Origin of the sequence: Exiguobacterium algae, assembly GCF_018617875.1 — a bacterium.
Classification (GTDB): domain Bacteria; phylum Bacillota; class Bacilli; order Exiguobacteriales; family Exiguobacteriaceae; genus Exiguobacterium; species Exiguobacterium algae.
Map to the genome: position 1 here is coordinate 1 of NZ_JACSKZ010000006.1, position 24,272 is coordinate 24,272.

The window sequence follows — 24,272 nt, forward strand, 5'->3', positions numbered from 1 at the left end:
GTTCCCATGCCGAACACGGAAGTTAAGCGTCTCAGCGCCGAAAGTAGTTGGGGGATCTCCCCCTGTGAGGATAGGACGTTGCCAGGCAACAGCGAAGACGACCGAGCATAGCGCTCGGTCGTTTTTTTGTTCTTGAAATTCTACTATTGATTTATTCAGGACGTTTCAACCAATGTCGTAATCCCTTTCCAGCGTGCGGTCCGTTCGTGTAACGTGGAATGACATGAAGATGTGCATGGGGAATGGTTTGGTTCGAAGCGGTTCCGACATTCCAACCGAGTGTATATCCGTCGGGGTGGAACCGTTCATCGAGATGTAATTTCGCAGCGTGGAGTAGTTCGTATGTATGCTGCCACTCTAAAGGAGTTAATTCGAACGTCGTCGCACGATGTTCTTTCGGAACGATGACGCCCGAGCCGACGAGAACGTCCTGCTCATGATCATGCATGAGGAAATAACAAGAGTCATTCTCAGCAATGATTGTTTGATGTGGGTCACGCATGGGGTGGCAAAATGGACAATAGGTCATGCTTCGTACACTTCCTTTCTCCATAACAGTGTATCAGAAAAGGTACTCAGACAAGGTTAAACCAGTTGATTGACTAGGATTAAAGAGAAACCGTACACAAAAACACCGCTCACGAGGAGCGGTGACTACGTAGTGTCTCTTGAATGCCGACACCGAGTTGTTCACGTTCACGTTCTAATTGGTCCCAGGTGAGGGAGCGATGTCGAAGCTCGACATCGTTTGCGATGGATTCAAGTGTACGTTGATGCTCTATGTTGTCCAGCCAATAATAGATGTCGACACCGTCTTCATCGAGGCGCCAGAATGATTTTACCACCTCGAACTCATCTGCCCATTCACCGACTGGTCTGAAGCCATATTTTTCAACAAACGGGTACGGCCTTTCTTCTCCGAGTGGATCAATGACATTTCGGACGAACATTGGCTCGAGCCCGGCATGTTCCGTTGCTTCAAGCAGCCGTTTCAGTTCAGGCATCGGCTCCACTTCAATATGTTCGAGAACGTCGAACCAGACACGTTTCGTCTCATTGTCCCATAATGTAGCTTCCACACTGTAAGGTGCGCCTGCTGTAGAAGGGGCATACATGGTCAGTTCAAAAGAAAAGGGAATATCTTCTTTTTCACCCGGCTCCAGCGCGGCAGATAGTGGAATCGGCACTTCTTGAATGTCGGCTTCCCGATTAAACTCGTTCCCTTCAATCGTAATATCTTTAAATGTCGTCAAAAAGTTGAGTGTCAACTCTTGCAGACGGACGACATTCGTTGTTGGATTCGAAACGTGTAGCGTACCCGTCACTTCTTGTTTTGGGATGAATGTCACCGGATCAAACGTGATCTCCGCTTCAATCTCTGAAAAGAACCATTTTTTAAATCGATTTCCCCATTTTGACATGATGGTCGCGCCCCTTTTTCTAATAGATATGACTCCTTTATGTGTTCCCGATTCCAAAATACGAAAAACATGTAGAAAAAGGTTGCATTTTATAACTGTCTCGCTTATTATAGAGGATGTCGAAACAATTCAAACCATCGCGGGGTGGAGCAGTCTGGTAGCTCGTCGGGCTCATAACCCGAAGGTCGTCGGTTCAAATCCGGCCCCCGCAACCAATTTTTATTTAATTTCATATGTCGTCGCGGGGTGGAGCAGTCTGGTAGCTCGTCGGGCTCATAACCCGAAGGTCGTTGGTTCAAATCCAGCCCCCGCAACCAATTTTTTAATGAGATAGCGAAACGATGGCGTTTCGTGTTTTTTTTTGCATAAAATGGAGTGTACAATGAGTACGTATCGCTACAACCGATAAAAAGGAGAAACATTCATGTATACATTGATAACCCATTCCGCGGCGGAGACGCAGGCGATGGCAGAGAAACTTGCCACGCTCGTCGAAGCAGGAACGGTCATTACGCTAAACGGTGATCTCGGAGCCGGGAAGACGACATTCACCCAAGGATTCGCAAAAGGATTAGGGGTGACACGTAACGTCAACAGTCCGACGTTCACCATCATGAAGCAATACAAAGGTCGCCTCCCTCTCTACCATATGGATGTGTATCGTCTCGAGGACACGGGGGATGACATCGGACTAGAAGAGTATATAAACGGAGACGGGGTTGCCATCGTCGAATGGTCAAACTTAATCGAGTCCTCCCTACCGAATGAGCGATTGGCGATTACAATCGAGCGGACTGGAGACGAGGAACGAAAAATCACACTCACACCGACCGGTACATCGTATGAACAACTCGTCAAGGAGGTGCTCGCATGAAACAATTGATGATTGATACGGCAACGACACGTTTATCTGTCGCATTAAGTGAGGCTGGAGAAATTCAAGCCGAAGCGACGGTCATGGTGTCAAAAAACCATGCAGTGACCCTTATGCCGATGATCGAGCAATTGATGACAGCCGTTAAATGGACGCCGAATATGCTGGAGCGGATCATCGTCACGACAGGACCAGGCTCTTATACGGGGATCCGGATCGGGGTGACAACGGCTAAAACACTTGCCTACACGCTCCGTATTCCACTCATAGGAGTCTCTGCCCTTCAATTGATGGCGGCGGCACCGAATTCAGATTTGCCCGTCGTCGCACTGATCGACGCCCGTCGTGGCAATGCCTATATCGGACATTATCAGAAGAATAAAGCAGTCACACCGGATATTCACGCTTCTGTATCCGATTGGCTCAAAGTGAACGGACAAGCGCGTTTCATGGTAGTAGGTGATGTCGAACCGTTTCGTGACACGTTGGCTGACTATGATTACGTCGAGGCACCGGCCGCGCACAGCTATGGCCGCGCCAGTGATTTAGTTCTGTTTGCCGATGAAACAACGGACGTGCACGCTTTTGAACCGGAGTACCTTCGTTTGGCGGAAGCAGAAGCGAAATGGTTAGAGGGACAAAACAATGGCTGACGTCACAATTCGCCGGATGACGTGGCTCGACGTGGAAGAAGTCGCGAAAGTCGAGGCGGCCTCTTTCTCCATTCCGTGGACGAAAGAGGCATTTATGAACGAGATGCTTCGAAATGATCAAGCGGTCTATTTCGTCGCCGTCCATGAAAAACGGGTCATCGGATTCGTCGGGGTTTGGAAAATCGTCGACGAAGGACACATCACGAATATTGCTGTCTTGCCCGAGTATCGGGGACAAGGGATCGGTCAAAAATTGTTAGCCCAACTCGTCGCTTATGCGCGGGAGAAGGACTTAGTCGGATTGACGCTTGAAGTCCGCGTTTCAAACGTCGGGGCGCAGAAGTTATATGAACAATTCGGTTTTCAACAAGCGGGTCGAAGAAAACGCTATTATCAAGATAATAATGAAGATGCCTTTATTTATTGGGTCAAGTTAGGAAGTGAATCAGAATGAACACATCACTCATCCTTGCGATTGAGTCGAGTTGTGATGAGACGTCGGTTGCCATCGTTCGTGATGGAAAAACCCTCTTGTCTAACGTCGTCTCGTCGCAAATCGAGAGTCATAAACGTTTTGGCGGGGTCGTGCCGGAGGTGGCGTCTCGCCATCACGTCGAGCGGATCACATACGTCATCGATGATGCGCTCAGTGAAGCAGGCGTGACGATGGAGGAGATCGATGCGGTCGCGGCCACGCAAGGACCCGGTCTTGTCGGAGCGCTTCTTGTCGGGATTAGTGCGGCCAAAGCACTCGCTTTTGCGCATCAATTGCCGCTCATCGGTGTCCACCATATCGCTGGTCACATTTACGCGAATGAATTGGTGGAAGAAATGGAATTCCCACTCGTCTGTCTCGTCGTCTCAGGAGGGCATACAGAGCTCGTCTATATGCCGGAGCATGGGACGTTTGAAGTCATCGGTGAGACACGTGACGACGCAGCAGGTGAGGCCTATGACAAAGTGGCGCGTACGCTCAAGCTCCCTTATCCAGGTGGTCCTGCAATCGACCGGTTGGCGGCTTCCGGGGAAGACACGTACAACTTCCCGCGTGTACGTCTCGAGCCGGGCAGCTTTGACTTCAGCTTCAGTGGTTTGAAGTCATCGGTCATCAATGCGGTCCATAATGCCGAACAGCGTGGTGAAATCGTAGTGCCGGAGAACCTGGCGGCAAGCTTCCAAGCAAGTGTCGTCGAAGTGCTCGTGGAAAAAGCGATCCGCGCGGTGAAAGAAAAAGGAGCGAAGCAACTCCTCGTTGCCGGTGGGGTTGCGGCGAACCGTGGCCTGCGTGCGGCGTTGGCGGAAGCGACCGAACGGGAAGGAATCCGTCTTGTGATTCCGCCGCTGGATTTGTGCGGCGACAATGCCGGGATGATCGGAGTAGCGGCACATCATGCGTATATGCGAGGGAAGCGCGATACGCTAGCGATGAACGCGGTTCCTGGGTTATCCTTAGAAGAGAGCATGTCAGTCTAGGGGGAAACAGAGAAATGATGAAACGCATCATAATTGGGGGACTCGTCGTCCTGCTCGTCATCGCGACATTTTTACAAGTACGTGAAATCATCCGTGCCTATACTATCGCCTATCAAGAAGAAATCGTCCCGGAAGAGACACGCGTGAAATCACTCACTGGGGAAGAGTCGCTTGAAGGAATCGGTCGCGTGACAGGTGAAAACACCCTCGTCGAGTCTTTATATGGCTATCGAAACGTGGTCGACCAGGAAACGAAGAGTGTCATTGTCGTCGACCGGAACCTTGGAGTACAGCCGAAGGCGAGCGACGCCTATTACGAGATTGAGTCGGGACGGGAAGCAACAGAAGAGGAAGCAGCGAAGTTTGACGACCTCGTCGAAGAACTCGATACGCAGCAACTGTTCGCTCAAGTCATTTCGACACATGAAGCACGTTATGTGACGAACCGGGAAGAACCGCTCACGTTCTATAAGGTGTTCGTCCGGGACGTGGATACGAACGAATATGTCTTCTTTATCACGGAAGACGGCATTAAACTTGATTTTCACCGTATCGGATTCCAACCGCTACGATACTTTTAATATGAAGAGAGGCCAGCGTATTAAAACGCTGACCTCTTTTTTCATGCCTTCAAGTTGGCAACGATTTTCCCGACGACGTGTCGGTCTGAGAGTTCGACCAACTTCTTCGGGATATCCGCAAATGGAATTGTCTCTTGAATCATCGGTTGAATCTCACCCGCTGCAAGCAGTTCGAGCATGTGCGTACCGATGCGGACGATGTTTGCTTCGCTCACACGGTCTTGTTGATGATGAATCGCATTGAGTGCGACCTCATGGTAGGAGATGACACGTGTGAAAGGTTTGATGACACTCATGTCAGGGGCTCCTGCGATATGGGCGATGTGTCCGTTGTAGGCGATGACTTGGAGGGAAGCGGTCGCCGTCTCACGACCGACGGGATCGATGACGGCATTGACACCGTGACCGCTCGTCAATTCCATCACTCGTTGTTGCCAGTCTTCCGTATTGTAGTCGATCGCTTCGTCCGCTCCGAGCTGTTTGACCCAGTCATGGTTACGCGCTGAAGCGGTCGTGATGACGCTTTTCCCGAGATACTTCGCAAGTTGAATGGCAAAGCCACCGACACCGCCGGCACCAGCATGAATGAGGATTGTATCAATCGCATTCATCGGAAGTTTTTCAAAAATGGCTTGATACGCCGTGAATCCAGCTGTCGGTAAAGCGACCGCATCAGCGAACGAGATCGATTCCGGAATCGGTACGACCATGTGCGCCTTTGCACGAGTGAACTCGGCGAAACCACCCCATTCATTCCAGTTGCTGTGATAGAGGACGCGGTCACCGACTTGTACATTCGTCACGTCATCCGCGACAGCGGCAATCGTACCCGCGACATCGAGCCCGAGGACGTGAGGGTATGACCATTCGGGTTTGCCGTTGGTTGCCGTTTTATAGTCGACCGGGTTGAGCCCCGCATATTCTCCCCCAATCAATACCTCGCCGGAACGAAGTAATGGTGCATCGACCTCCTCGATTTGCATCGTCTGCCATGTGTTCGGTTCATGTAGTAATAAAGCTTTCATCTAACAGCCACTCCTTATAAAATTATTTATCGATATATCCTTTAAACGTTATTTGTCTTATGATTTACTCCCTTTTATACTGAAGATAATGAATACAAAAGGAGTTTACACAGATGATTGATTTTGAATGGTATCGCAGCTTTATACACGTGTACCAACAACGTTCCGTATCGGCAGCGGCGCGTGTCCGCTTTTTGACCCAACCGGCTGTTAGCCAACATATCGCCGCACTCGAAGCAGAACTCGAAACGTCCCTCTTCACAAGGGCACCACGTCAGATGATTCCGACAGACGCAGGGAAGGAGTTGTACACACAAGTGGTCGGCTTGATCGACCGTCTCGAGGAACTATCGCTTGAGGTGAAATATGTCTCAGGGGAGCAACCGCGTCCTGTCCTCAAGTTCGGTGGACCGACCGAGTTCGTCACACATGAGATTATACCCGCTTTGCCGCTTGATGCTGCACAGTACATCGCAGATTTCGGGATGACAGCAGATTTAATTAAACGCTTAGCGGACGGTGAGCTCGACTTCGTCATCGCGACGAAGCGGATGGATGAGCCAGGGATCCAATACGTCCCGATTGCCGACGAATCGTTTTTGTTAGTAGCACCGAACGATTGGGAAATCCCAACCGACGAGTTAAAAGATTGGATGGATCGTCAGCCGTGGATCAGTTACGGATTGGAGCTTCCCATCATCCGTCGATACTATCAGACACAGTTCGGGGAACGCCCAGACATCCGTCCGGAGATGATCTTACCAAACGTCGACGCGATCCTTGCGGCAATCGAATCGAAGTGCGGCATCAGTATCTTACCGAACTATTTGATTCGACATGCACTCGAGCGAGGAAGCGTTCAAATCGTAGCACCGGAGCGTTTTGCGACGAACGTCATTTATCTCGCGCATCGGACAGAGTCGAAGCATGACCCCGTCATCAACCAAGTCATCCAAGCGTTGCAGGATGCAAAATGAAGTAGGACCCATGAGGGCCCTACTTTTTATAATGCATTTTTTAGGATTGTTGCTACGTCTTGTTGACGGAGCGGGACGTACTGACCGATCTGTTCGGCGACCATTGCCCGTTCTGCCATCAATTCGAGATGTGTGGCGTCAATTTCATAATCACTGAGACGTGACGGTGCGCCGATTGATGTCCAGAAGTCTTGTAACGCCTGAACCGTCTCCTTGACGAGCACGTCATCCGACTTGCCATTCACGTCAATACCGAAGACGCGTTCACCGAGTTGAATAATGCGCTCGGGACGTGTCTTCCCAACATAGCGAAGCCATTCCGGGAAGAGAATCGCAAGTCCGCCACCGTGTGGGATATCGTAGACGGCAGAGACCGCGTGTTCAATCATATGAGTCGCCCAGTCCGTCTTCACGCCCATCGATAATGTCCCGTTTAAGGCAAACGTTCCGTTCAACAACATCGTTTCCCGTGCGTCGAAATCATTCAAATTTTCGACGAGGCGAGGTGCCGTTTCCATCATGGTCCGTAAAATCGATTCCCCGAACCGTTCTTGGAGTAGGGCGTTCTCTGAAGCGTGGAAATATTGTTCGAAGACGTGCGACATGATATCGACGATTCCGTATACGGTTTGGTTCGCCGGTACACTCAACGTATAGGTCGGGTCGAGTACGCTGAATTTCGGATAAGTGAGGGGCGAGCCGAACGAGCGCTTATCTTGCGCCTCCCAGTTTGTGATGACGGCGCCACCGTTCATTTCCGATCCCGTTGCCGCTAATGTCAAGACTGTCCCAATCGGTAATGCATCTGTGACGGGGACTTGTCGTGTCACGATGTCCCACGGATTCCCGTCATATTTTGCACCGGCTGCGATTCCTTTCGCGCAGTCGATGACGCTACCTCCACCGACAGCTAGGATGAGGTCGATTTGATGTTCATGGACTAAGTCGATCCCTGTTTGAACTGTCGTTAGACGCGGATTTGGTTCGACACCAGAAAGTTCGACGACGGTTACGTTCATGTCGGCTAATAGAGCGGTTACTTCTTCATAAAGACCGTTCGCTTTGATGCTCCCTCCACCGTATAAGAGAAGGACGCGGTCCCCGTATCGTGGGATTTCGGTGCGGAGTGATTCAAGTTGTCCTTTTCCGAATAAGAGTTTGGTCGGGTTGTGATATTGAAAACGTTCCATTGATTAGTCAACCTCCTTGATTTCTTCTAAAAATTGAACGTCGCGACTAGCGAGAAGTGCCTCTGCTTCTTTGCGATACGTTTGATAGTGGGGTGAGGCGATATGCGCATCGAGTGCCTCCTTGTCGTCCCACTTTTCATAAAAGACGAACGCGTCCGGGTTGCCTTCAACACGATGTAGCGTATAGAAGACACAACCTGCCTCTGCGCGTGATGGAGTGACGACTTGACGTAAGTGTGTCTCGAGCGCGGACCCGAGACCAGGCTTCGCTTGAATCTGGGCTAAGATGGTAATCATCTTCATTCCTCCTCATCTATAAAACCCGCCTGTTCGAGAACAGGCGGGTCGTCCTCTTTCATCGATTGGCAACGAGAAAGAATCGATTAGTTTAACGTGTTGATGACGGCTTTTGCGACAGCAACGGTCGATTGTGGATTTTGGCCTGTTACCAAGTTTCCATCGACTTGAACGTTTTCTGTGAAGTTGTCTGCGAGCACGATGTTCGCACCGAGTTCACGAAGACGCGTTTCAAGTAGGAACGGCATGTAGATATCAAGACCTGTCGCACGTTCTTCTTCATCCGTGAACGTCGCAATCGTTTTACCGTTCACGAGTGGTGTGCCGTCAGACAATGTCGCACCGACAAGACCAGCGGGACCGTGGCAGACGGCAGCGACCGTTTTGTCTGCTTCAAATAGTGAACGGATAGCAACATTCAACGCTTCGCTTTGTGGAAGGTCGAACATCGTTCCGTGACCACCTGGCATGAAGATGGCATCGAATTGGTCGAAGTTTGTGATCGTCTTCAAATCGATTGTGTCTTCGAGAAGGGGAGCCGTCGCTTGAATGTCAGCAGGTACTTCTCCTTCTAAACTGCGTGCGTCGATTGGAGATTGACCACCGTTCGGGCTAGCGACCGTGATGTCATATCCTTGTTGTTTGAATTCGACGTATGCCTCACCAAACTCGGATAACCAAAGTCCAGTCGCGTGACCTTCCTTCATTTCTTTTGCGTTCGTCACGACCATTAATACACGTTTACTCATCTGTCATTCCTCCTAAGAAATAATCCGTTGTTTCGGTATGTGACTAGAATAACGCGCACTTTAACGAAAAACAAATTAAGAAAAAACACCTTATCTATAAATAAATTTATACATAAATGAAAAAGCCGTCCCCTTCAAAAAGAGGACGGACTGTTCAGGCTTTCGGTTGTCGAAAATTCTCCCGATGCCACGTGTTGATGCGGCTGATGATGAAGACGATTAAGGCCAGGATCCACATGAAGAAGGTCTCTTCATAAAAGTGGGCCCACACCGAACCGGGTGCATAAAAGCTGTAGACGGTGACGTCGACCGGCCAAACAACAAGACGGATGAAGAGTGTACTCATCAACATTCCGCTCATCAGGCTGATGATAATCCCGGTCCACGTCTGAATGACAAATCCGATTACGAGGGGTAAGAAATAAAACAAGATAGACGGCACGACAGTAGGTTCCCCGCGGATGAGTTCAGAAACGTACTCGGTTCCGGTCGGCACGATATAGGCCAGACCGGTCAAGAACGCCTGAATCCATTCGATCCGCATGGCGCGGGTTCGCATCATGAATGGAGTTCCTCCCATTCTGCATACAGCGCCGTGATGGATGCCTTCGCCGCATCGGATTCGGTCGACAGTTCCTGAGCACGGGCGAAGTCGTTAAAGACGTCAGGCTCACAGAGGAGCTGTTCGATTTCTTCAAGGCGGAGTTCATGTTGTTCAATCATCTGTTCGATTTCCTCGATACGCTGTTTGATGCGTCGTTCTTCCCGCTGCTGAATTTTATCGGCGCGTTGTTTTTTGACGACGACCTGCTTCGTCTCCTCGCGTGCGAGGCGGGCCAACTCTTCGAGCTCTTCTTTCTTCTCGACGTAGTACGAGTAGTCCCCGAGGTATTCATCGATGCCGTTCGGCGTGATTTCTAACACACGTGTCGCCAGGCGGTCGATGAAGTAACGGTCATGGGAGACGAAGAGGATGGTTCCCGGGTAATCCAGCAGGGCGTTCTCTAGAATCATTTTCGAGTCGAGGTCCAAGTGGTTCGTCGGCTCGTCCAGGATGAGTAGATTCGGCTGCTCAAGTTTAAGCTTGGCGAGCGTCAAGCGGGCGCGTTCTCCACCTGACAGTTCATGGACACGCTTCATAACGTCATCTCCGCTGAAGAGGAACTGTCCGAGGAGGCTTCGTACTTCCTGCTCGCGCATGAGCGGCCAGTCGTTCCAAATCTCGTCGATGACGCGGTTGGTATCGGACAAGTTTTGTTGCTCCTGGTCGTAATAGCCGATCTCGACGCCGGTCCCGTAACGGATGTCTCCGGTGAGGGCGGTCTGTTGCTTCGTCAGCACTTTCAAGAGTGTCGACTTCCCGACCCCGTTTGGACCGACGAGGGCGACCGATTCACCGCGCTGTAATTGGAAGCGAAGATTCTGGGCGATCGGTTCTTCATACCCGATGGCAAGATCGCTCGCACTGAGTACGTCGTTTCCGCTTTGCCGTTTGATTGTGAACGAGAGGACGGCGCTGCGCTCGTCTCCGTCCGGTGCCTCGAGACGGTCGACCTTCTCAAGACGCTTCCGGACGCTTTGTGCGCGCTTCGTCGTCGTCGCGCGGGCGATGTTGCGCTGAATGAAGTCCTGCATCTTCGCGATTTCTTCCTGTTGCGACTCGAACTGCTTCTTCTCCTGCTCATAAAGCGCGGCCTTCTGCTCGAGGTACTTCGTGTAGTTTCCGACGAAACGACGGCTTCTGTGGCGGGACAGCTCATAGACGACCGAGACGACCCGGTCGAGGAAGTACCGGTCGTGCGAAACAATCAGGACAGCACCTTTATAGCCACTCAAATATTTCTCGAGCCAGGCGAGCGTCTCGATGTCCAAATGGTTCGTCGGCTCGTCCAGGATGAGCAGGTCCGGGCTTTGGAGAAGCATCTTCGCCAAAGCGAGTCGCGTCCGTTGCCCACCGGAGAGCGTATCGATGCGGCGTTCGAAGTCCTCGGGATAAAAACGCATCCCATGGAGCACCGAGCGGATTGTCGCCTCGTATTGGTAACCGCCCCGGTCCTTGAACGTGTGTTGCTCCTCATCGTACGCGGCAAGCAAACGTTCATATGCGGCTGCATCATTTAGGATGCGCTCAGATCCCATGTCGGCTTCCATGCGGCGAAGAGTCTTTTCCTGTTCAATCAAGTCGGTGAAGACGGTGATCATCTCGTTCCAAATCGTCTCGTCCGACTCTAGCCCGGAGTCTTGGGCGAGATACCCGATTGAGACATCTTTCGGCTTCATGATGTCACCCGAATCGTAATTGTATTCGCCGGCGATGACTTTCAGGAGGGTCGACTTGCCGGCACCGTTCCGACCGACGAGGGCAACGCGTTCCCCTTCCTGGATTTCCAGTTTAACGTTCTCTAAAATCGGCTCAACACCGAATGATTTGGATAAGTTGTTAACTTGCAGTAGGATCAAGTGAAAAAACCCCTTTCTCTCTATTTAGTATACTGTATTTTTCAGTGTTTTTAGGTATATTCATTGAGTGCTTATGTGAATTCGTTTACAATCAAGGTGTATGAAATTTAGATTCGTTTGTAACGTGTCGTAAAAAGGAGGCTCTTTCCGTTGAGTCAAAACGAACCAAAGATTCCACAAGCGACAGCCAAACGGTTGCCACTATATTATCGGTTTATTCAAAGCCTACATGCATCAGGTAAACAGCGTGTCTCCTCTGCCGAGCTAAGTGAGGCAGTCAAGGTCGATTCAGCAACGATTCGCCGTGACTTCTCGTACTTTGGGGCGCTCGGGAAAAAGGGTTATGGCTATAACGTGCAGTATCTGTTAGACTTTTTCCGTAAGACACTGAACCAGGACGAGATCACAAATGTCGCCTTGGTCGGGGTCGGTCATCTTGGGACCGCATTCGTCAACTATAACTTCCTTAAAAACAATAACACACATATTGTCGTCGGGTTCGACGCAGACGAAACAAAAGTCGGCACGACGATGTCAGGTGTCCCAATTCATCACGTCGATGAGATGGAGCAAATCATGAAGCAAAATAAAATTGATGTCGCCATTCTGACGGTACCGTCGGCCTATGCGCAGTCGGTCGCGGATGATTTGGTCCGCTACGGCATCAAAGGGATTTTGAACTTCACACCGGCACGACTTACTGTACCGGACACGGTTCGCGTCCACCATATCGACTTGTCGATTGAGCTGCAGTCACTTATTTACTTTATGCAACATTATCCAACCGCTGAGGGGGTTCATCAATAATGGAATTACTATCATCATCACTCGTCGTCGGGATTCCGGGTGGTGCGAGCCTGTTCGTCATCGCCATCATCGCGCTCATCATCTTCGGACCGAAGAAATTGCCGGAGTTCGGGCGTGCTGCCGGACAGACGCTCCGTGAGTTCAAAAATGCCACGAACGGCATGATGAACGAGCACGAAGAGAACGACAAGAAAGCTATCGAAAAGAAAGAGCAGTAAGCCATGAATCATCAACCTGATCAAGAGCGGGAACTTACCGATCACTTGACAGAGCTGCGGAGACGACTGATGCTGTCTGCATTTGTCGTCTTTGCCTTCTTTTTGATGGCTTTGCCGAGTGTGAAATATGTGCTCGCTTATTTGCAAGAAGACCTCGTCGAGCGAGGACTCGAGCTGAACGCCTTTGGGGTAGCGGACCCGCTCATGATTTACTTGAACCTGGCGCTCATCATCGGGCTCATCGCGTCGAGCCCCTTCCTACTGTATCAACTGTGGGCGTTCGTCGCACCCGGTCTGCATCCGAATGAACGAAAAGGGACGCTCGCGTATATTCCAATCATCTTCGGGTTGTTCTTGATCGGCCTTGCGTTTGCCTATTACTGGCTGTTCCCGCTCGTTTTGGATATCTCCACAGACCTTGGTCAAGACCTTGGACTCGAACAGATCATCGGGGCGAACAATTACTTCACGTTCTTGTTACAACTGACGATTCCGTTCGGTCTCTTGTTCCAGTTGCCGGTCGTGACGATGTTCCTGACCCGGATTGGTGTCGTGACACCGTACTTCTTATCGAAGATTCGGAAATATGCATACTTTGCGTTATTCGTAGTCGCGGCATTCATCACACCGCCGGACTTGACGTCGCACCTTATGGTGTCATTGCCACTCTTCTTCCTCTATGAGATCAGTTTATCGATTTCACGCATCACCTACAAAGGGGTGCTCCGCCGGGAGAAAGAAGCGATGGTGCAGGAACAGATGGATTTAATGAAACAGATGAATGAGAAATAAGCATCGTACATTGTGCGGTGCTTTTTTGTATTTGAATGATGGGGGTTTTTCACAGTGAAAAGGCGGGGATTTGAATAGGGAACGTGATTCGTCGCTGTTGTATAAAAAAGGAGGAACTCCTATGGCCAAGAAGGAAAAACAACCGTATCATATCGTCACCTTCACCTTCCCGGAAGAGTCAATTTCGTATCAGGCGTTCAGCAAACTGAAGAAATACCATGCAGAGGGGCTCGTCGGTTTTGAGCAGCTCGTCGTGATCAAACGCGAAGACAACGGTGCGTTCTCGTTTGAGGATGCGGCTCAACTTGAACCCGTCAACAAATCGACGAAAGGGGCACTGATCGGCATGGCAGTCGGGATACTCGGAGGGCCGTTCGGTATTTTATTCGGGACGTTAACCGGTGGACTCATCGGCGGTTCGAAAGATGTGAAGCATCTCCAGGACATCCAAGACACGTTCAAGCGGACAGTCGGGAATATTGAACCTGGACAAACAGGGGTCATGGCGATTGGGGATGAGTTCGATCCATCGATTTTGGATGGTCTGGCAGAAGAGTTTGGCGGTACGGTGACACGGACAGACGAGGAGTTGTGAGCGATGAAGATTGGGATACTCGGTGCGGGAAAAGTCGGTCGAACGCTAGGACACCAATTTGAACATGCCGGTTATGAGGTCTACTACGGGACGCGCACAGAAGGCGAGGGAACATTGACGCTCCAGGAAGTCGCGACACAAAGTGACTTACTGTTTCTTTGTACGCCGTTTGCGGCTGCCGTCGACCTTCTTCCGTTATTAAAAGACATGGACGGGAAGGTTTTGGTCGATGTGACGAATCCGATTGCCATCGAATTCGATGAAATCGAGCGGCCGGGTGGAACCTCAGGGGCCGAACACCTCCAACAACTCGTTCCGAATGTGCGAATTGTGAAGGCGTTCAATCAGACCGGGGTCGAAAACCTGGAACAACCGAACGGTTCGATGATGTTCGTCGCGGGTGACGACACGGAAGCGGTAGCACAAGTCGCCGCACTCGCCAAAGAAATTGGATTTGATGTACACGTACTCGAACAGTTAAAGCTGGCCAGAGAGTTAGAGTCGCTCGCGTGGCTGTGGATTCACTATGCGGTGAAAGAGCGGAAGGACCGTCACTTTGCCTTCTACTTAAAAGAAACCAAATAAAAAAAGACGATCGTGGCAGATTGCCTCGGTCGTCTTATTGTATTAGAAAGCAGCTGTGCGTTCTTCACGAGCTTGGAGTTGCTCGATTGTTTCGCGCTCGATTGTTTCCACTTCTTCTTGTGACCATTTTGGCATCAAGAAGGCGTCAACGAGTGCCCAAATTCCAGTGACGAGTGTACCGATTCCGATTGTTAAGACAACAATCAATGTCATCGCGATCGCCGATTTTGTTTTGCCGAAGTAGTAACGGTGGGCACCGAGTGCGCCAACGAAGAACCAAAGCAAGTATGCGACAACCATGTTACGCTTACGCTTTTCTACTTCGCTGTTGACGAAGAGCAAGTCTTCTGTCGAAAGGTTAGCTTTAGAAGGATTCATGATTTCCCTACTTTCCCATAAGATAGTATAATAATTTCAGTCTTCATTATATCGGAAAAAAATAGGCATTACCATGATTTTCTAATAAGTATTTATAAAAAAGTGGGGTAAAATTGGATGGTATTTGCGATATTGACGTTTATTGTGGCATTTTTACATGTGGTGGGAGGAGCGGTCGTTCTACATAAATTTCCACGCTATAAAATGATGGCCATCAGCATGATTGTACTTGGATTCGTTTATGGTGGACTGACGGTCGCGGTGACCGGGTTATGAACGGTGGACTTTCAAACAAGGCGTTGAGAGCGAGCGTTTCGCATAAAGCGATCTACCAAGTCTTCACGTTTATCTTTTTGGGGCTCATGATGATTGAACTCTTGATGGGCGATTTGCCATCAAGATCGTGGACGCTGTGTTCCATCTGGTTTTATGCGTGGCAGCGTGAACGTGCCGTTGGAGGGGGACCCGATCACGTGATCGCCCAATCGAATCATTGGACGCTTCAACTGCTCATCTTCTCTCTGCTTGTCGGTTACTTCGTTTCCCAGAGTATTGAGCTGAACGTTTCCGTTCCGACGATGATCGAGTACGCTTTTTCCTTCTTACTTACACTGAGAGGGATGACCTTAGTCTATGCGCTTCGTCAGCATAAAAATAGCCCAAACCTGTAACAAGGCTTGGGCTATTTTTATGCTGACTTATTGTTACCGTCTTTTTTGACTTTTCGAGCAAGTGCCAGGATTTGATACACTTTGAAGAAGTCATAAGCGGCGACGGCGATGATAAAGTATGACCAAAAGCTGAAGCCATACTCTTGTACCGAATAGTAAGCGAGTACGGTGAACAATACACCGAACGAGAGGCTGAAAAGCATCATCACTTTTAATTGTCGCGGCATGGAGAGCCACCTCATTTCTACATTAAAAATAATACAAGCATCACGAGCGCGTTGTTGAACGCGTGGATGGCGATTGGGACAATCAGACGCCGTGTTTTTGCATAGGCGACCGAGAAGGCGAAGCTCATCGCGATATACACAAGAAATCGATTATCCTGGTGGATGAACGCAAACAGGATTGAGCTGACAGCGAACGCGATCCAAAACCCGAACCAGGTGTTCAGGTTTCCGAACAGGATATGACGGAACAAAATCTCCTCGATGATCGGTCCAAGTAAGATGACCGGCAAAATCATGAGCGGGATGACCTCGACCATATCCGCGATGCTTTGTGTGTTCATCGACTCGACGAACTCTCCGGTGATCGCCGTTTCAATCAGGTTCGCGACGATGACGAGCCCGTATTGCATCAAAATCCCGAGCCCGATCCATTTGACCGTGTCGTTCAAGTTCGACTGGATGCCTTGTGCTTTATATTGTTTCAAATCCGGCCAGATGAGGACCAGTGAAACGATGATGGTGACAGTAAACCCGATGGCCATCCATAATCCGACAAACGTATCCGTCAACCATCCCGGACGCAGCTCACTGATGGCAAACGGGAATAATTGGACGAAGGCGTATAATAAAATCGGGGTAAGGTGCCGGAGGCGAATGTTAGGGGCCATCGAAAAACGGGTATTTATCGATTGGTTTGAGTTTAGAGTAGCCAATTCAACACGTCCTTAATCATAAGAAGTTACCTATCTTTTACCCATTGTAACAAATAAGGTCTCTTGACCGCGAGTAGGAGTATTTTTTCGTGCACACTACTTGATTTTTTAATCGTCGCATACTACACTAATCAGTGTTAGCACTCCTTTTTGATGAGTGCTAAAACCTTACGATACACATTACATCATTCATATTCGGAGGAGGGTTTTTCCATGTTAAAACCATTAGGCGATCGTGTCATCATCGAAGTCGTGGAGAAAGAAGAAAAGACGATCGGAGGCATCGTGCTTCCTGATACGGCAAAAGAAAAGCCGCAGCAAGGGAAAGTCGTCGCAGTCGGTACGGGCCGCGTGACAGACCAAGGCGAGCGCATCGCTCTCGACGTGAAAGAAAATGATTTGGTCATCTACTCGAAGTACGCAGGTACCGAAGTGAAGCATGATGGAAAAGAATACTTAATCGTTCGCGAGAGCGACATTCTCGCAATCGTAGGCTAATCACCATTATTCAAAAACTTTTTAGGGGGAAATGAACGATGGCAAAAGATATCAAATTCTCAGAAGACGCACGTCACGCAATGCTTCGCGGGGTCGACGCACTGGCTGACGCAGTAAAAGTAACGATTGGACCAAAAGGACGTAACGTCGTCCTCGAGAAGAAATTCGGTTCACCGCTCATCACAAATGACGGCGTGACAATCGCGAAAGAAATCGAACTTGAAGACCGCTTCGAAAACATGGGCGCGAAACTCGTCGCGGAAGTCGCGTCGAAAACGAACGAAGTCGCGGGGGACGGTACGACAACAGCGACAGTCCTCGCACAAGCGATGATCCGTGAAGGGCTCAAAAACGTCACAGCGGGCGCAAACCCGATGATCCTTCGTAAAGGAATCGACAAAGCGGTCACACGCGCGCTCGATGAGTTGAAGTCGATTTCAAAACCAATCGAATCAAAAGAAGCAATCGCACAAGTTGCGGCCATCTCGGCAGCGGACGAAGAAGTCGGTGAATTGATCGCAGAGGCGATGGAGCGCGTCGGCAACGACGGTGTCATCACAATCGAAGAATCACGCGGCTTCACGACAGAACTCGACGTCGTTGAAGGGATGCAGTTCGACCGTGGCTACCTTTCACCATACATGATCTCAGACTCTGACAAGATGGAAGCGGCACTCGACAACCCGTACATCTTGATCACAGACAAGAAGATTTCAAACATTCAAGAAATCATCCCAGTGCTCGAGCAAGTCGTGCAACAAGGGAAACCGATCTTGATCGTCGCAGAAGACATCGAAGGTGATGCACTCGCAACACTCGTCTTGAACAAGCTCCGTGGAACGTTCAACGCGGTTGCGGTCAAAGCTCCAGGATTCGGTGACCGTCGTAAAGCGATGCTCGAAGACCTCGCGACACTCACTGGTGGTCAGGTCATCACAGAAGACCTCGGTCTCGATCTTAAATCAGCATCACTCGACATGCTCGGTCGCGCATCGAAAGTCGTCGTCACAAAAGACACAACGACTGTCGTCGAAGGCGCAGGAAACGAAGACGCGATCAAAGCACGCGTTCAAACAATCCGCAACCAAATCGAAGAGACAACGTCTGACTTCGACCGTGAAAAACTCCAAGAGCGTCTCGCGAAACTCGCTGGTGGCGTAGCCGTCGTTAAAGTCGGTGCAGCGACGGAGACAGAGCTCAAAGAGCGTAAACTCCGCATCGAAGACGCACTCAACGCGACACGTGCGGCAGTTGAAGAAGGAATCGTTGCGGGTGGTGGGACATCACTCATCAACGTGATCCCAGCCGTTCGTGCGCTCCTTGCAGAAGTGACAGCGGATGAAGCGACAGGTGTCAAACTTGTTCTTCGTGCACTCGAAGCACCGGTCCGTCAAATCGCGGAAAACGCGGGTGAAGAAGGCTCGGTCATCGTTGAGAAGCTTAAGAACGAAGCAGTCGGCATCGGATACAACGCGGCGACTGGCGAATACGTCGACATGATTGCACACGGTATCGTCGATCCGGCGAAAGTGACGCGTTCAGCACTCCAAAACGCAGCATCTGTTTCAGCGATGTTCCTCACAACAGAGGCTGTCATCGCAGACAAGCCAGAAAAAGACGCTCCTGCAATGCCTGACATGGGCGGCATGGGTGGAATGGGCGGTATGATGTAATACTTTAGAGAGTCCCTTTACTTATGAGGGGCTCTCTTTATATATGAACTTCTCATAACGAAACTTAGATTTTTATCGAAAAGATAGCTGGAAGGAGCGCGAAAGCTTGATGTATGAGTTATTAGGTAAAATATTATTCAGTGTTAATCTTTTCTATCCTCTACTTTTAGTTTCAGCTATTTTAATAATATACGCTATTTTTAAACGATCTTGGATTGTGATGGTCATAAGTGCTTTAACCTTATTACCAAGTACTTTGTATTTTCTTTATACTGCACCACCATTTCAATTTTCTATCATGATAACGTTGATACAACTATTCGTTGCTGCGTTATTCTATAAGAAGTCAAATAAAGAATATAAGAGCTTCACTTCATAACTTTTATTTTGTCCTTCCTTATTTCGAGATAAAAGGAAAGAGGATTTTAAGGTGAGAAGTTCCGGCAGAATAAAGTACAATGCATGAGCGGCATGATTTAAGTCATACGCATTTACAAGAACCATTCATCAGCGAAGCTGGTGGATGGTTCTTGTCGTTATTGATTACTAACACTCGGATTAATAAGTGGCAAAGTTAGTTAAGAATTCTTCTTCACTACGGATTATAGTCTTAAAGTGTTTTATGTGTTATATAATGGTATTGATAAAACGGAAAAGTAATATAATGTATTTTAAAACCGTTATAGTAGGAGGGATTGATTTTGCAAGAAGCGATGTATGAAGGAAAGAATATAACTTTATCAGTATTATTAGATGGAAAGAGAGAAATTAGTGAACTGAAAAAAAGTTCGGCTAAAGGAGCATTTAGCTGCCCATATTGTAATGAAACACTGAATTTAAAGTCTGGAAATAATCGAATACAACACTTCGCTCATCGGCATTCCGAGTCATGTGAACCCTCCATTGAAAGCGAAAAATATCATAAACAGGTTGAAAGAGAGTCAAAACAGCATTCAGTTATAAAAAACTTTATTCATGATGAATTAAAAGCTCAACAAAAATTAAATAAAGAACTCGAAGTTGAATACGGTTTTGTAGCAAAAGCTACTGAAAAGTGGCGTTACTATCCTGATATTATCGTAAAGAATGTGGAAAAAGAAATTGCGATTACGGTGCTTACAAATGTGACAAAAAATCGAGATGAAAGATTGGCTAGTCAAATTATTAAACGGAATACATACTTTAAAGAAAAGGGACTTATACCGATTTGGTTCATTGAAAATACAGAACAGTCGATTGATTTAGGTCGTCATGTGATCCATCTTTGGGAAGCTGAATTAAATCTTGCAATGAAGACTCCTGAAGATTTAATGTGGGAAACCTTATTGAATGAAACAAAGAGTGATCAATCCTTATTCGAACTATTCGATTACCATCATCAAAATACTCCGAATTCTTATAAGGTTCGAAGCCTTTACTACATTCAATCTAAAGAAGATCGTATCCAATTCTCTGTTCGACGCTTTATTGAAGATGAGCAAAAAAGTCCATTCCGAGCATTTGCCTTAAATGGAGGATATGAAATAAGCCTATCTACTGCCATGCTGACTACTAAAACCTTACAGCTAAGCGATCCGAAAATCGAAATGCAGCTAAGGAATTCATTTTTACAAGAATTGGAGCAGAAGAAAAAAGAACATTTGGCAAAACAAAAAGAAATCGCAGACGCAAATAGAACTGAATTACTAAACAAGCGTTACGATTCGTCAAAACGCCAAGTAAGCTCAAAGAATTTACTAACAAAAAACCATTTTCGAACGGCAATTTTAGAATATATCAAAACTGGTAGGTTAAGATTGATAAATGCTGACGATGTAGCAGACTATCTAGTACTTAATGGTGCTTCAAATGAGTCATACAATACAGGACGCTACAAAATTTACTCAGACGTCTGTGCTTGTCTCGATCAATTGGCCGAAGAAAATATAATTGAACTTTCGTCAACGGGCGGGCAGCGAAATAGAACATATGTTGTAAAAAATATATAAAACTATAAAACACCTTAATAGCCTAATTGCTCGATACTGTAACGCAAGTCTACGGGATTCAGATGGCCTGATAGACGTTGCTACAAGAATATGATGATATTGGCAAAAGGACAATGCACTTGTTCTTACTTATAGAACGAGTGTAGGTCATCTTTCACGTAGAATGATGTGCTAAAAGGAGCAGCAGAATATGAGACGAAGAATATCTATAGTTATGATAGCAACTGTCTTTTTGCTAAGTGGTTGCGATGGAATTGATAAATTTGGAACCAATGCGGATCATGCTGCTGAAGAAGCAGAGCGTGGGATGGAAGGACGAGCAGAAGCGTTTGAATACGAGGAAGAGCAATATCAAGAGTATCTAGAAATGGTTGAAGAGTTAGAGCATCTCCGAGAGAGAAACGAAGAGTTGGAAGAAGAAATCTTTAACTTAACAGAGTATCGAGATAGTCGTGAAGATGCATATGAGTATTTTTGTGAATATGGGAACGACGAGGTTAGTGAAGCAACGTATAATGAATTATGCCAATATTGATTATCGAAATGAGCATCGTCCAAATAGGACACGATGCTCATTTCTTTTCACAAAACGTTTCGCTTAAGAAAAGAGAGCAATGGCATGCTGCAGCTTTTTCAGTTCAGCCTATATGAATATTGCGGAGAAAGGGAGCCGCTGGTGAAAAGCTATGCAAGGAGTATCGATTTTTATGTTGAATCAACAATAAAGCAAGGTCTGTCTCAGTTTTGTTTGAAAACACTTGGACTTTAGAAAACCATTCGTTCTTAGGAGGACACATGAGTAATCGGAATCGTTCCTATCAGTTAATTATTATACTAATTCTGTTTTTATTTTTAGGTACGTCTGGATGGTTAAGTTATAAAAACGCTTCAATTGATGTACTCGCTGATCATGTTCCAGTGTCTAGTTTGAATGAACTTTCACAGTTAAAAGTTGGAGAACCCGTAAAAGTGATTGGCGTCATCAAACGTACATATATTTCGAAGGAAGGCATATTAATGTTTACGCTGCAGGAAGAGAACAATGAAGTTGCCATCTCTGTTTTTCCCAGTTTTGGACGTCTGAATAAAGATTTTCAAATTGGTGATCAAATTCAAGCGCAAGGTATCTTATCCACTTATAAAAATCGATATCAACTTCAACCATTTTCGAAAGACTCGATTCAGTTCATCAAGAGAAGTCTAGATGAAATCGGGGTGGTTCAGACACCACTTCATAAGATTGATGACTATCGAGATGAGAGAGTAATAGTGAAGGTGGATGAAATACACAATGTTTATAGTTTCACGAGTCAAGCAGAAAAAACACACTTAAGCTTTATCGTAAGTGATGGGGATTTAGAAGTGGAAGCAATTATGTTCGAAGGATTGTGGTCTGAAGAAGATCGAAGAGTTCTCAATACGTCAAAAGATCTCTATTTAATTGCCGAACCTAAAAAAGAATTTGATGAGTGGTCGTTAATTGTATATGAGGTCTTTGATGATATTGAAGGCTCGGACTTGGTAATTGATGAGTCGTTAAATCAAGATGAGGTATACATCAAATTATCTAATATAAATCGTTACCTCGGAGAAGAAGTATCCATCGGACCCGTATATTTTGATGGATTTGAGATTTATACAAGTCAGTCGGGTAAAGAACATCTCCGATTTAACGTTCAACAAGACACCGCTATCGTAAATGCGATTCTATTTGAAGGAAACTGGTCGGATCGTGACCTTAAAATGATGACGGTTGATCAAGAATATTACATTGAAGCGACAGTGGATGAATACGATGGTGAGATTTCACTTATTGTCAATGAGATTAAGGAGTAGACATGGAAGTCATAGTGATCCTATTTTCAATCATTGCTGGAATTATGACCGGAGTTATAACCGGTCTAATCCCAGGTATACATGTCAATACAATCGCTGCGATTATGGTCAGTCTTTCTACAGTTTTATATGGATATGGGATGGATGGAACAAGTATTGCAGTATATATCGCATCGGTTGCGGTGACACACGCCTTTTTTGACTATATACCAAGTTTATTTTTAGGCGTTCCGAATGATGAGGTGTTTGCTTTGTTACCAGGTCATCGGATGGTTAGAGAGGGTAGGGGGATTGAGGCATTAAATCTTTCCATCAAAGGGAGTTGGAATGGAGTTCAGATAGGTGTTGTGATTTTGATTATCGTGTTAATTATGCAATCAAGAGGGATTGATTTACTTGGAGCAGTAGATGCATATATCAGACCTTACTTGTTTTGGATTTTGCTGACTACCTCCCTAATTCTCATTCTAAGTGAAGCACGAAAAATTTGGGCTTTGTTGATATTCATGTTAAGCGGTTTATTCGGAATAATCGTCTTGGGATCTCCACTGGTCCCGAGCACGGGGGCGGCATTCAATGGTCTGTTTCCTGCGCTTGCAGGAATTTTTGGGGTGAGTGGATTGATTCTGTCTTTATTTGAAAGGACAGGTGATTTTCCTGAACAAAAAAATAGTACGGAACTTCCCATGAGTTCATTTGGAGTATTAAGTAGTTCAGTTCGAGGTACGGGTGCTGGAATGGCAGTTGGACTGTTGCCTGGATTGGGTGCTGCGAACGCAGCGACATTACTACTAATGATTGAAAATTATTTGGGGAAAAATAAGAAACGGGATACCTCGACCTACAGTTACATTGTGACGACAAGTGCAATCAATACATCTGACACACTCTTTGGGATTGCGGCTCTTTACTTTATTGAAAAGACGCGTAGTGGAGCATCGGTTGCGATGTCTCAACTGTTTGATGGAACATTTCCCTTATTCGCATTAGTCGCAGTGATCATTGGAATAGTGATTTCTGGATTTGTGGCAATGACAGTCATGCAACACTACAGCATGTACATCGCGTATGCAATTTCAAAACTGGACTTCAAAGAACTGAACCTAGCAGTATTAATCTTTCTAGTGTTATTCATTTATTTAACACTTGGTAGTTGGGGTATTGTCATTTTAATGGGAGGTGCCTATTTAGGGTTACTTCCTCCATTATTACATGTACGTCGGGCGCAAGCGATGGGATTCTTTTTAGTTCCTGTGATGCTATTTTATTCAGGTCATCAAGCTAATATCGTATCTTACTTACATCTTGAAGCAAAAATTAAGTATTACGAAGAATTAGATGTTACAAAAATGGCTCTGTACTTATTGAGTTCATTAGGAGTTTCCAGCTTGATGTACATTTTGAGTGTACTAATTAAGAGAGTTTGGATGAAAAGATAGCGAGCTGTTAAAAACAAGTCTGTCACTATGGGCTTTTCGTTCATGTTAAAGTGTTGTAATTAAATTTATAACTCATTATAAATAATCATTCAAATTCAAAACATTCATCAAGAAGAATAGGAATCACCCCTCTCATTTCTGGTAAAATAAGT

Annotated in this window: 30 protein-coding genes, 2 tRNA genes and 1 rRNA gene; 22 read left to right on the plus strand and 11 right to left on the minus strand. The window is 47.1% G+C overall.

Going from position 1 to position 24,272, the window contains the following annotated elements; genetic code table 11:
• A 5S ribosomal RNA gene (gene rrf, locus KNP03_RS12195) occupies positions 1-87 on the plus strand; the annotation flags it as partial.
• Positions 88-151: 64 nt separating this feature from the next.
• Here the strand turns inward: rrf and KNP03_RS12200 are convergent.
• Together KNP03_RS12200 and KNP03_RS12205 are read right to left on the minus strand one after the other, a co-directional pair.
• On the minus strand, positions 152-529 hold the full coding sequence (locus KNP03_RS12200; RefSeq protein WP_214829622.1) for an HIT family protein: 378 nt from the start codon (positions 527-529) through the stop codon (positions 152-154).
• Between the two features lie 109 nt (positions 530-638).
• A complete protein-coding gene (locus tag KNP03_RS12205) occupies positions 639-1,421 on the minus strand; it encodes a sporulation protein (RefSeq protein ID WP_214829624.1) in 783 nt (260 codons plus the stop codon).
• A gap of 138 nt (positions 1,422-1,559) precedes the next feature.
• Between KNP03_RS12205 and KNP03_RS12210 the strand changes: the two genes are divergently transcribed.
• The 7 genes from KNP03_RS12210 (at position 1,560) to KNP03_RS12240 (ending at position 5,002) form a co-directional block, all read left to right on the plus strand.
• Positions 1,560-1,636 (plus strand) — tRNA-Met (locus KNP03_RS12210).
• A 25-nt stretch (positions 1,637-1,661) separates the two neighbouring features.
• A tRNA-Met gene (locus tag KNP03_RS12215) sits at positions 1,662-1,738 on the plus strand.
• Between the two features lie 107 nt (positions 1,739-1,845).
• Positions 1,846-2,295, plus strand: coding sequence for a tRNA (adenosine(37)-N6)-threonylcarbamoyltransferase complex ATPase subunit type 1 TsaE (gene tsaE, locus KNP03_RS12220; protein WP_214829626.1), 450 nt, complete (start codon positions 1,846-1,848; stop codon positions 2,293-2,295).
• Positions 2,292-2,948, plus strand: coding sequence for a tRNA (adenosine(37)-N6)-threonylcarbamoyltransferase complex dimerization subunit type 1 TsaB (tsaB, locus tag KNP03_RS12225; protein WP_214829627.1), 657 nt, complete (start codon positions 2,292-2,294; stop codon positions 2,946-2,948). Before tsaE ends, tsaB begins: the two co-directional genes overlap by 4 nt.
• Positions 2,941-3,402, plus strand: a complete 462-nt coding sequence (rimI, locus tag KNP03_RS12230) for a ribosomal protein S18-alanine N-acetyltransferase (RefSeq protein WP_214829630.1) — start codon at positions 2,941-2,943, stop codon at positions 3,400-3,402. The genes tsaB and rimI overlap by 8 nt, the downstream gene beginning before the upstream one ends.
• Positions 3,399-4,421, plus strand: a complete 1,023-nt coding sequence (gene tsaD / locus KNP03_RS12235; protein WP_214829632.1) for a tRNA (adenosine(37)-N6)-threonylcarbamoyltransferase complex transferase subunit TsaD — start codon at positions 3,399-3,401, stop codon at positions 4,419-4,421. Before rimI ends, tsaD begins: the two co-directional genes overlap by 4 nt.
• A 14-nt stretch (positions 4,422-4,435) precedes the next feature.
• Positions 4,436-5,002, plus strand: a complete 567-nt coding sequence (locus KNP03_RS12240; RefSeq protein WP_214829633.1) for a hypothetical protein — start codon at positions 4,436-4,438, stop codon at positions 5,000-5,002.
• 41 nt (positions 5,003-5,043) lie between these two features.
• On the opposite strand, the gene KNP03_RS12245 is transcribed toward KNP03_RS12240, so the two are convergent.
• A complete protein-coding gene (locus KNP03_RS12245) occupies positions 5,044-6,027 on the minus strand; it encodes a zinc-binding dehydrogenase (RefSeq protein WP_214829634.1) in 984 nt (327 codons plus the stop codon).
• Between the two features lie 113 nt (positions 6,028-6,140).
• Here KNP03_RS12245 and KNP03_RS12250 point away from each other — a divergent pair, with 113 nt between their 5' ends.
• Positions 6,141-7,004 (plus strand): LysR family transcriptional regulator, encoded by an 864-nt coding sequence (locus tag KNP03_RS12250; protein ID WP_214829635.1) that lies wholly within the window; start codon positions 6,141-6,143, stop codon positions 7,002-7,004.
• Positions 7,005-7,030: 26 nt separating this feature from the next.
• Here KNP03_RS12250 and KNP03_RS12255 read toward each other — a convergent pair whose 3' ends face one another.
• The 5 genes from KNP03_RS12255 to KNP03_RS12275 all read right to left on the minus strand — a co-directional run bounded on the left by KNP03_RS12255 (position 7,031) and on the right by KNP03_RS12275 (position 11,700).
• Positions 7,031-8,194, minus strand: coding sequence for an iron-containing alcohol dehydrogenase (locus KNP03_RS12255; RefSeq protein ID WP_214829636.1), 1,164 nt, complete (start codon positions 8,192-8,194; stop codon positions 7,031-7,033).
• Between the two features lie 3 nt (positions 8,195-8,197).
• Complete coding sequence (locus KNP03_RS12260; protein WP_214829637.1) at positions 8,198-8,491, minus strand: putative quinol monooxygenase; 294 nt, start codon at positions 8,489-8,491, stop codon at positions 8,198-8,200.
• A gap of 86 nt (positions 8,492-8,577) precedes the next feature.
• Positions 8,578-9,240: a type 1 glutamine amidotransferase domain-containing protein gene (locus KNP03_RS12265; RefSeq protein WP_214829639.1), complete on the minus strand. Its 663-nt coding sequence runs from the start codon at positions 9,238-9,240 to the stop codon at positions 8,578-8,580.
• Positions 9,241-9,394: 154 nt separating this feature from the next.
• Complete coding sequence (locus tag KNP03_RS12270; protein ID WP_214829641.1) at positions 9,395-9,802, minus strand: hypothetical protein; 408 nt, start codon at positions 9,800-9,802, stop codon at positions 9,395-9,397.
• Positions 9,799-11,700, minus strand: a complete 1,902-nt coding sequence (locus KNP03_RS12275; protein ID WP_214829644.1) for an ABC-F family ATP-binding cassette domain-containing protein — start codon at positions 11,698-11,700, stop codon at positions 9,799-9,801. Before KNP03_RS12275 ends, KNP03_RS12270 begins: the two co-directional genes overlap by 4 nt.
• Positions 11,701-11,850: 150 nt before the next feature.
• Here KNP03_RS12275 and KNP03_RS12280 point away from each other — a divergent pair, with 150 nt between their 5' ends.
• From KNP03_RS12280 to KNP03_RS12300, 5 genes are all read left to right on the plus strand, one after another.
• Entirely contained in the window at positions 11,851-12,507 is a 657-nt protein-coding gene (locus tag KNP03_RS12280) for a redox-sensing transcriptional repressor Rex (protein ID WP_214829645.1), read from the plus strand.
• Complete coding sequence (locus tag KNP03_RS12285) at positions 12,507-12,725, plus strand: twin-arginine translocase TatA/TatE family subunit (protein ID WP_214829647.1); 219 nt, start codon at positions 12,507-12,509, stop codon at positions 12,723-12,725. The genes KNP03_RS12280 and KNP03_RS12285 overlap by 1 nt, the downstream gene beginning before the upstream one ends.
• Before the next feature lie 3 nt (positions 12,726-12,728).
• Positions 12,729-13,517 (plus strand): twin-arginine translocase subunit TatC, encoded by a 789-nt coding sequence (gene tatC / locus KNP03_RS12290; protein ID WP_214829649.1) that lies wholly within the window; start codon positions 12,729-12,731, stop codon positions 13,515-13,517.
• Positions 13,518-13,638: 121 nt separating this feature from the next.
• Entirely contained in the window at positions 13,639-14,112 is a 474-nt protein-coding gene (locus tag KNP03_RS12295) for a hypothetical protein (RefSeq protein ID WP_214829651.1), read from the plus strand.
• Between the two features lie 3 nt (positions 14,113-14,115).
• Entirely contained in the window at positions 14,116-14,697 is a 582-nt protein-coding gene (locus KNP03_RS12300) for an NADPH-dependent F420 reductase (RefSeq protein WP_214829653.1), read from the plus strand.
• A 42-nt stretch (positions 14,698-14,739) separates the two neighbouring features.
• Here KNP03_RS12300 and KNP03_RS12305 read toward each other — a convergent pair whose 3' ends face one another.
• Entirely contained in the window at positions 14,740-15,075 is a 336-nt protein-coding gene (locus KNP03_RS12305) for a TM2 domain-containing protein (RefSeq protein WP_214829655.1), read from the minus strand.
• Between the two features lie 117 nt (positions 15,076-15,192).
• On the opposite strand from KNP03_RS12305, the gene KNP03_RS12310 reads away from it, so the two are divergent.
• Both KNP03_RS12310 and KNP03_RS12315 read left to right on the plus strand, forming a co-directional pair.
• Positions 15,193-15,351 (plus strand): hypothetical protein, encoded by a 159-nt coding sequence (locus KNP03_RS12310; protein ID WP_214829657.1) that lies wholly within the window; start codon positions 15,193-15,195, stop codon positions 15,349-15,351.
• Positions 15,348-15,746: a hypothetical protein gene (locus KNP03_RS12315; protein WP_214829658.1), complete on the plus strand. Its 399-nt coding sequence runs from the start codon at positions 15,348-15,350 to the stop codon at positions 15,744-15,746. The genes KNP03_RS12310 and KNP03_RS12315 overlap by 4 nt, the downstream gene beginning before the upstream one ends.
• A 17-nt stretch (positions 15,747-15,763) precedes the next feature.
• On the opposite strand, the gene KNP03_RS12320 is transcribed toward KNP03_RS12315, so the two are convergent.
• Positions 15,764-15,973, minus strand: a complete 210-nt coding sequence (locus KNP03_RS12320; protein WP_214829660.1) for a YdiK family protein — start codon at positions 15,971-15,973, stop codon at positions 15,764-15,766.
• 17 nt (positions 15,974-15,990) lie between these two features.
• On the minus strand, positions 15,991-16,686 hold the full coding sequence (locus KNP03_RS12325) for a CPBP family intramembrane glutamic endopeptidase (protein ID WP_240544609.1): 696 nt from the start codon (positions 16,684-16,686) through the stop codon (positions 15,991-15,993).
• Positions 16,687-16,899: 213 nt separating this feature from the next.
• Between KNP03_RS12325 and groES the strand changes: the two genes are divergently transcribed.
• From groES to KNP03_RS12355, 6 genes are all read left to right on the plus strand, one after another.
• Entirely contained in the window at positions 16,900-17,184 is a 285-nt protein-coding gene (gene groES, locus KNP03_RS12330) for a co-chaperone GroES (protein WP_214829662.1), read from the plus strand.
• A 38-nt stretch (positions 17,185-17,222) separates the two neighbouring features.
• Positions 17,223-18,857, plus strand: coding sequence for a chaperonin GroEL (gene groL / locus KNP03_RS12335; protein ID WP_214829664.1), 1,635 nt, complete (start codon positions 17,223-17,225; stop codon positions 18,855-18,857).
• Between the two features lie 701 nt (positions 18,858-19,558).
• Complete coding sequence (locus tag KNP03_RS12340; protein WP_214829666.1) at positions 19,559-20,845, plus strand: competence protein CoiA family protein; 1,287 nt, start codon at positions 19,559-19,561, stop codon at positions 20,843-20,845.
• 190 nt (positions 20,846-21,035) lie between these two features.
• Complete coding sequence (locus KNP03_RS12345; protein WP_214829668.1) at positions 21,036-21,380, plus strand: hypothetical protein; 345 nt, start codon at positions 21,036-21,038, stop codon at positions 21,378-21,380.
• Positions 21,381-21,640: 260 nt separating this feature from the next.
• On the plus strand, positions 21,641-22,681 hold the full coding sequence (locus tag KNP03_RS12350; protein ID WP_214829670.1) for an OB-fold nucleic acid binding domain-containing protein: 1,041 nt from the start codon (positions 21,641-21,643) through the stop codon (positions 22,679-22,681).
• Between the two features lie 2 nt (positions 22,682-22,683).
• Positions 22,684-24,120, plus strand: coding sequence for a tripartite tricarboxylate transporter permease (locus KNP03_RS12355; RefSeq protein WP_214829672.1), 1,437 nt, complete (start codon positions 22,684-22,686; stop codon positions 24,118-24,120).
• Positions 24,121-24,272 lie beyond the last annotated feature (152 nt).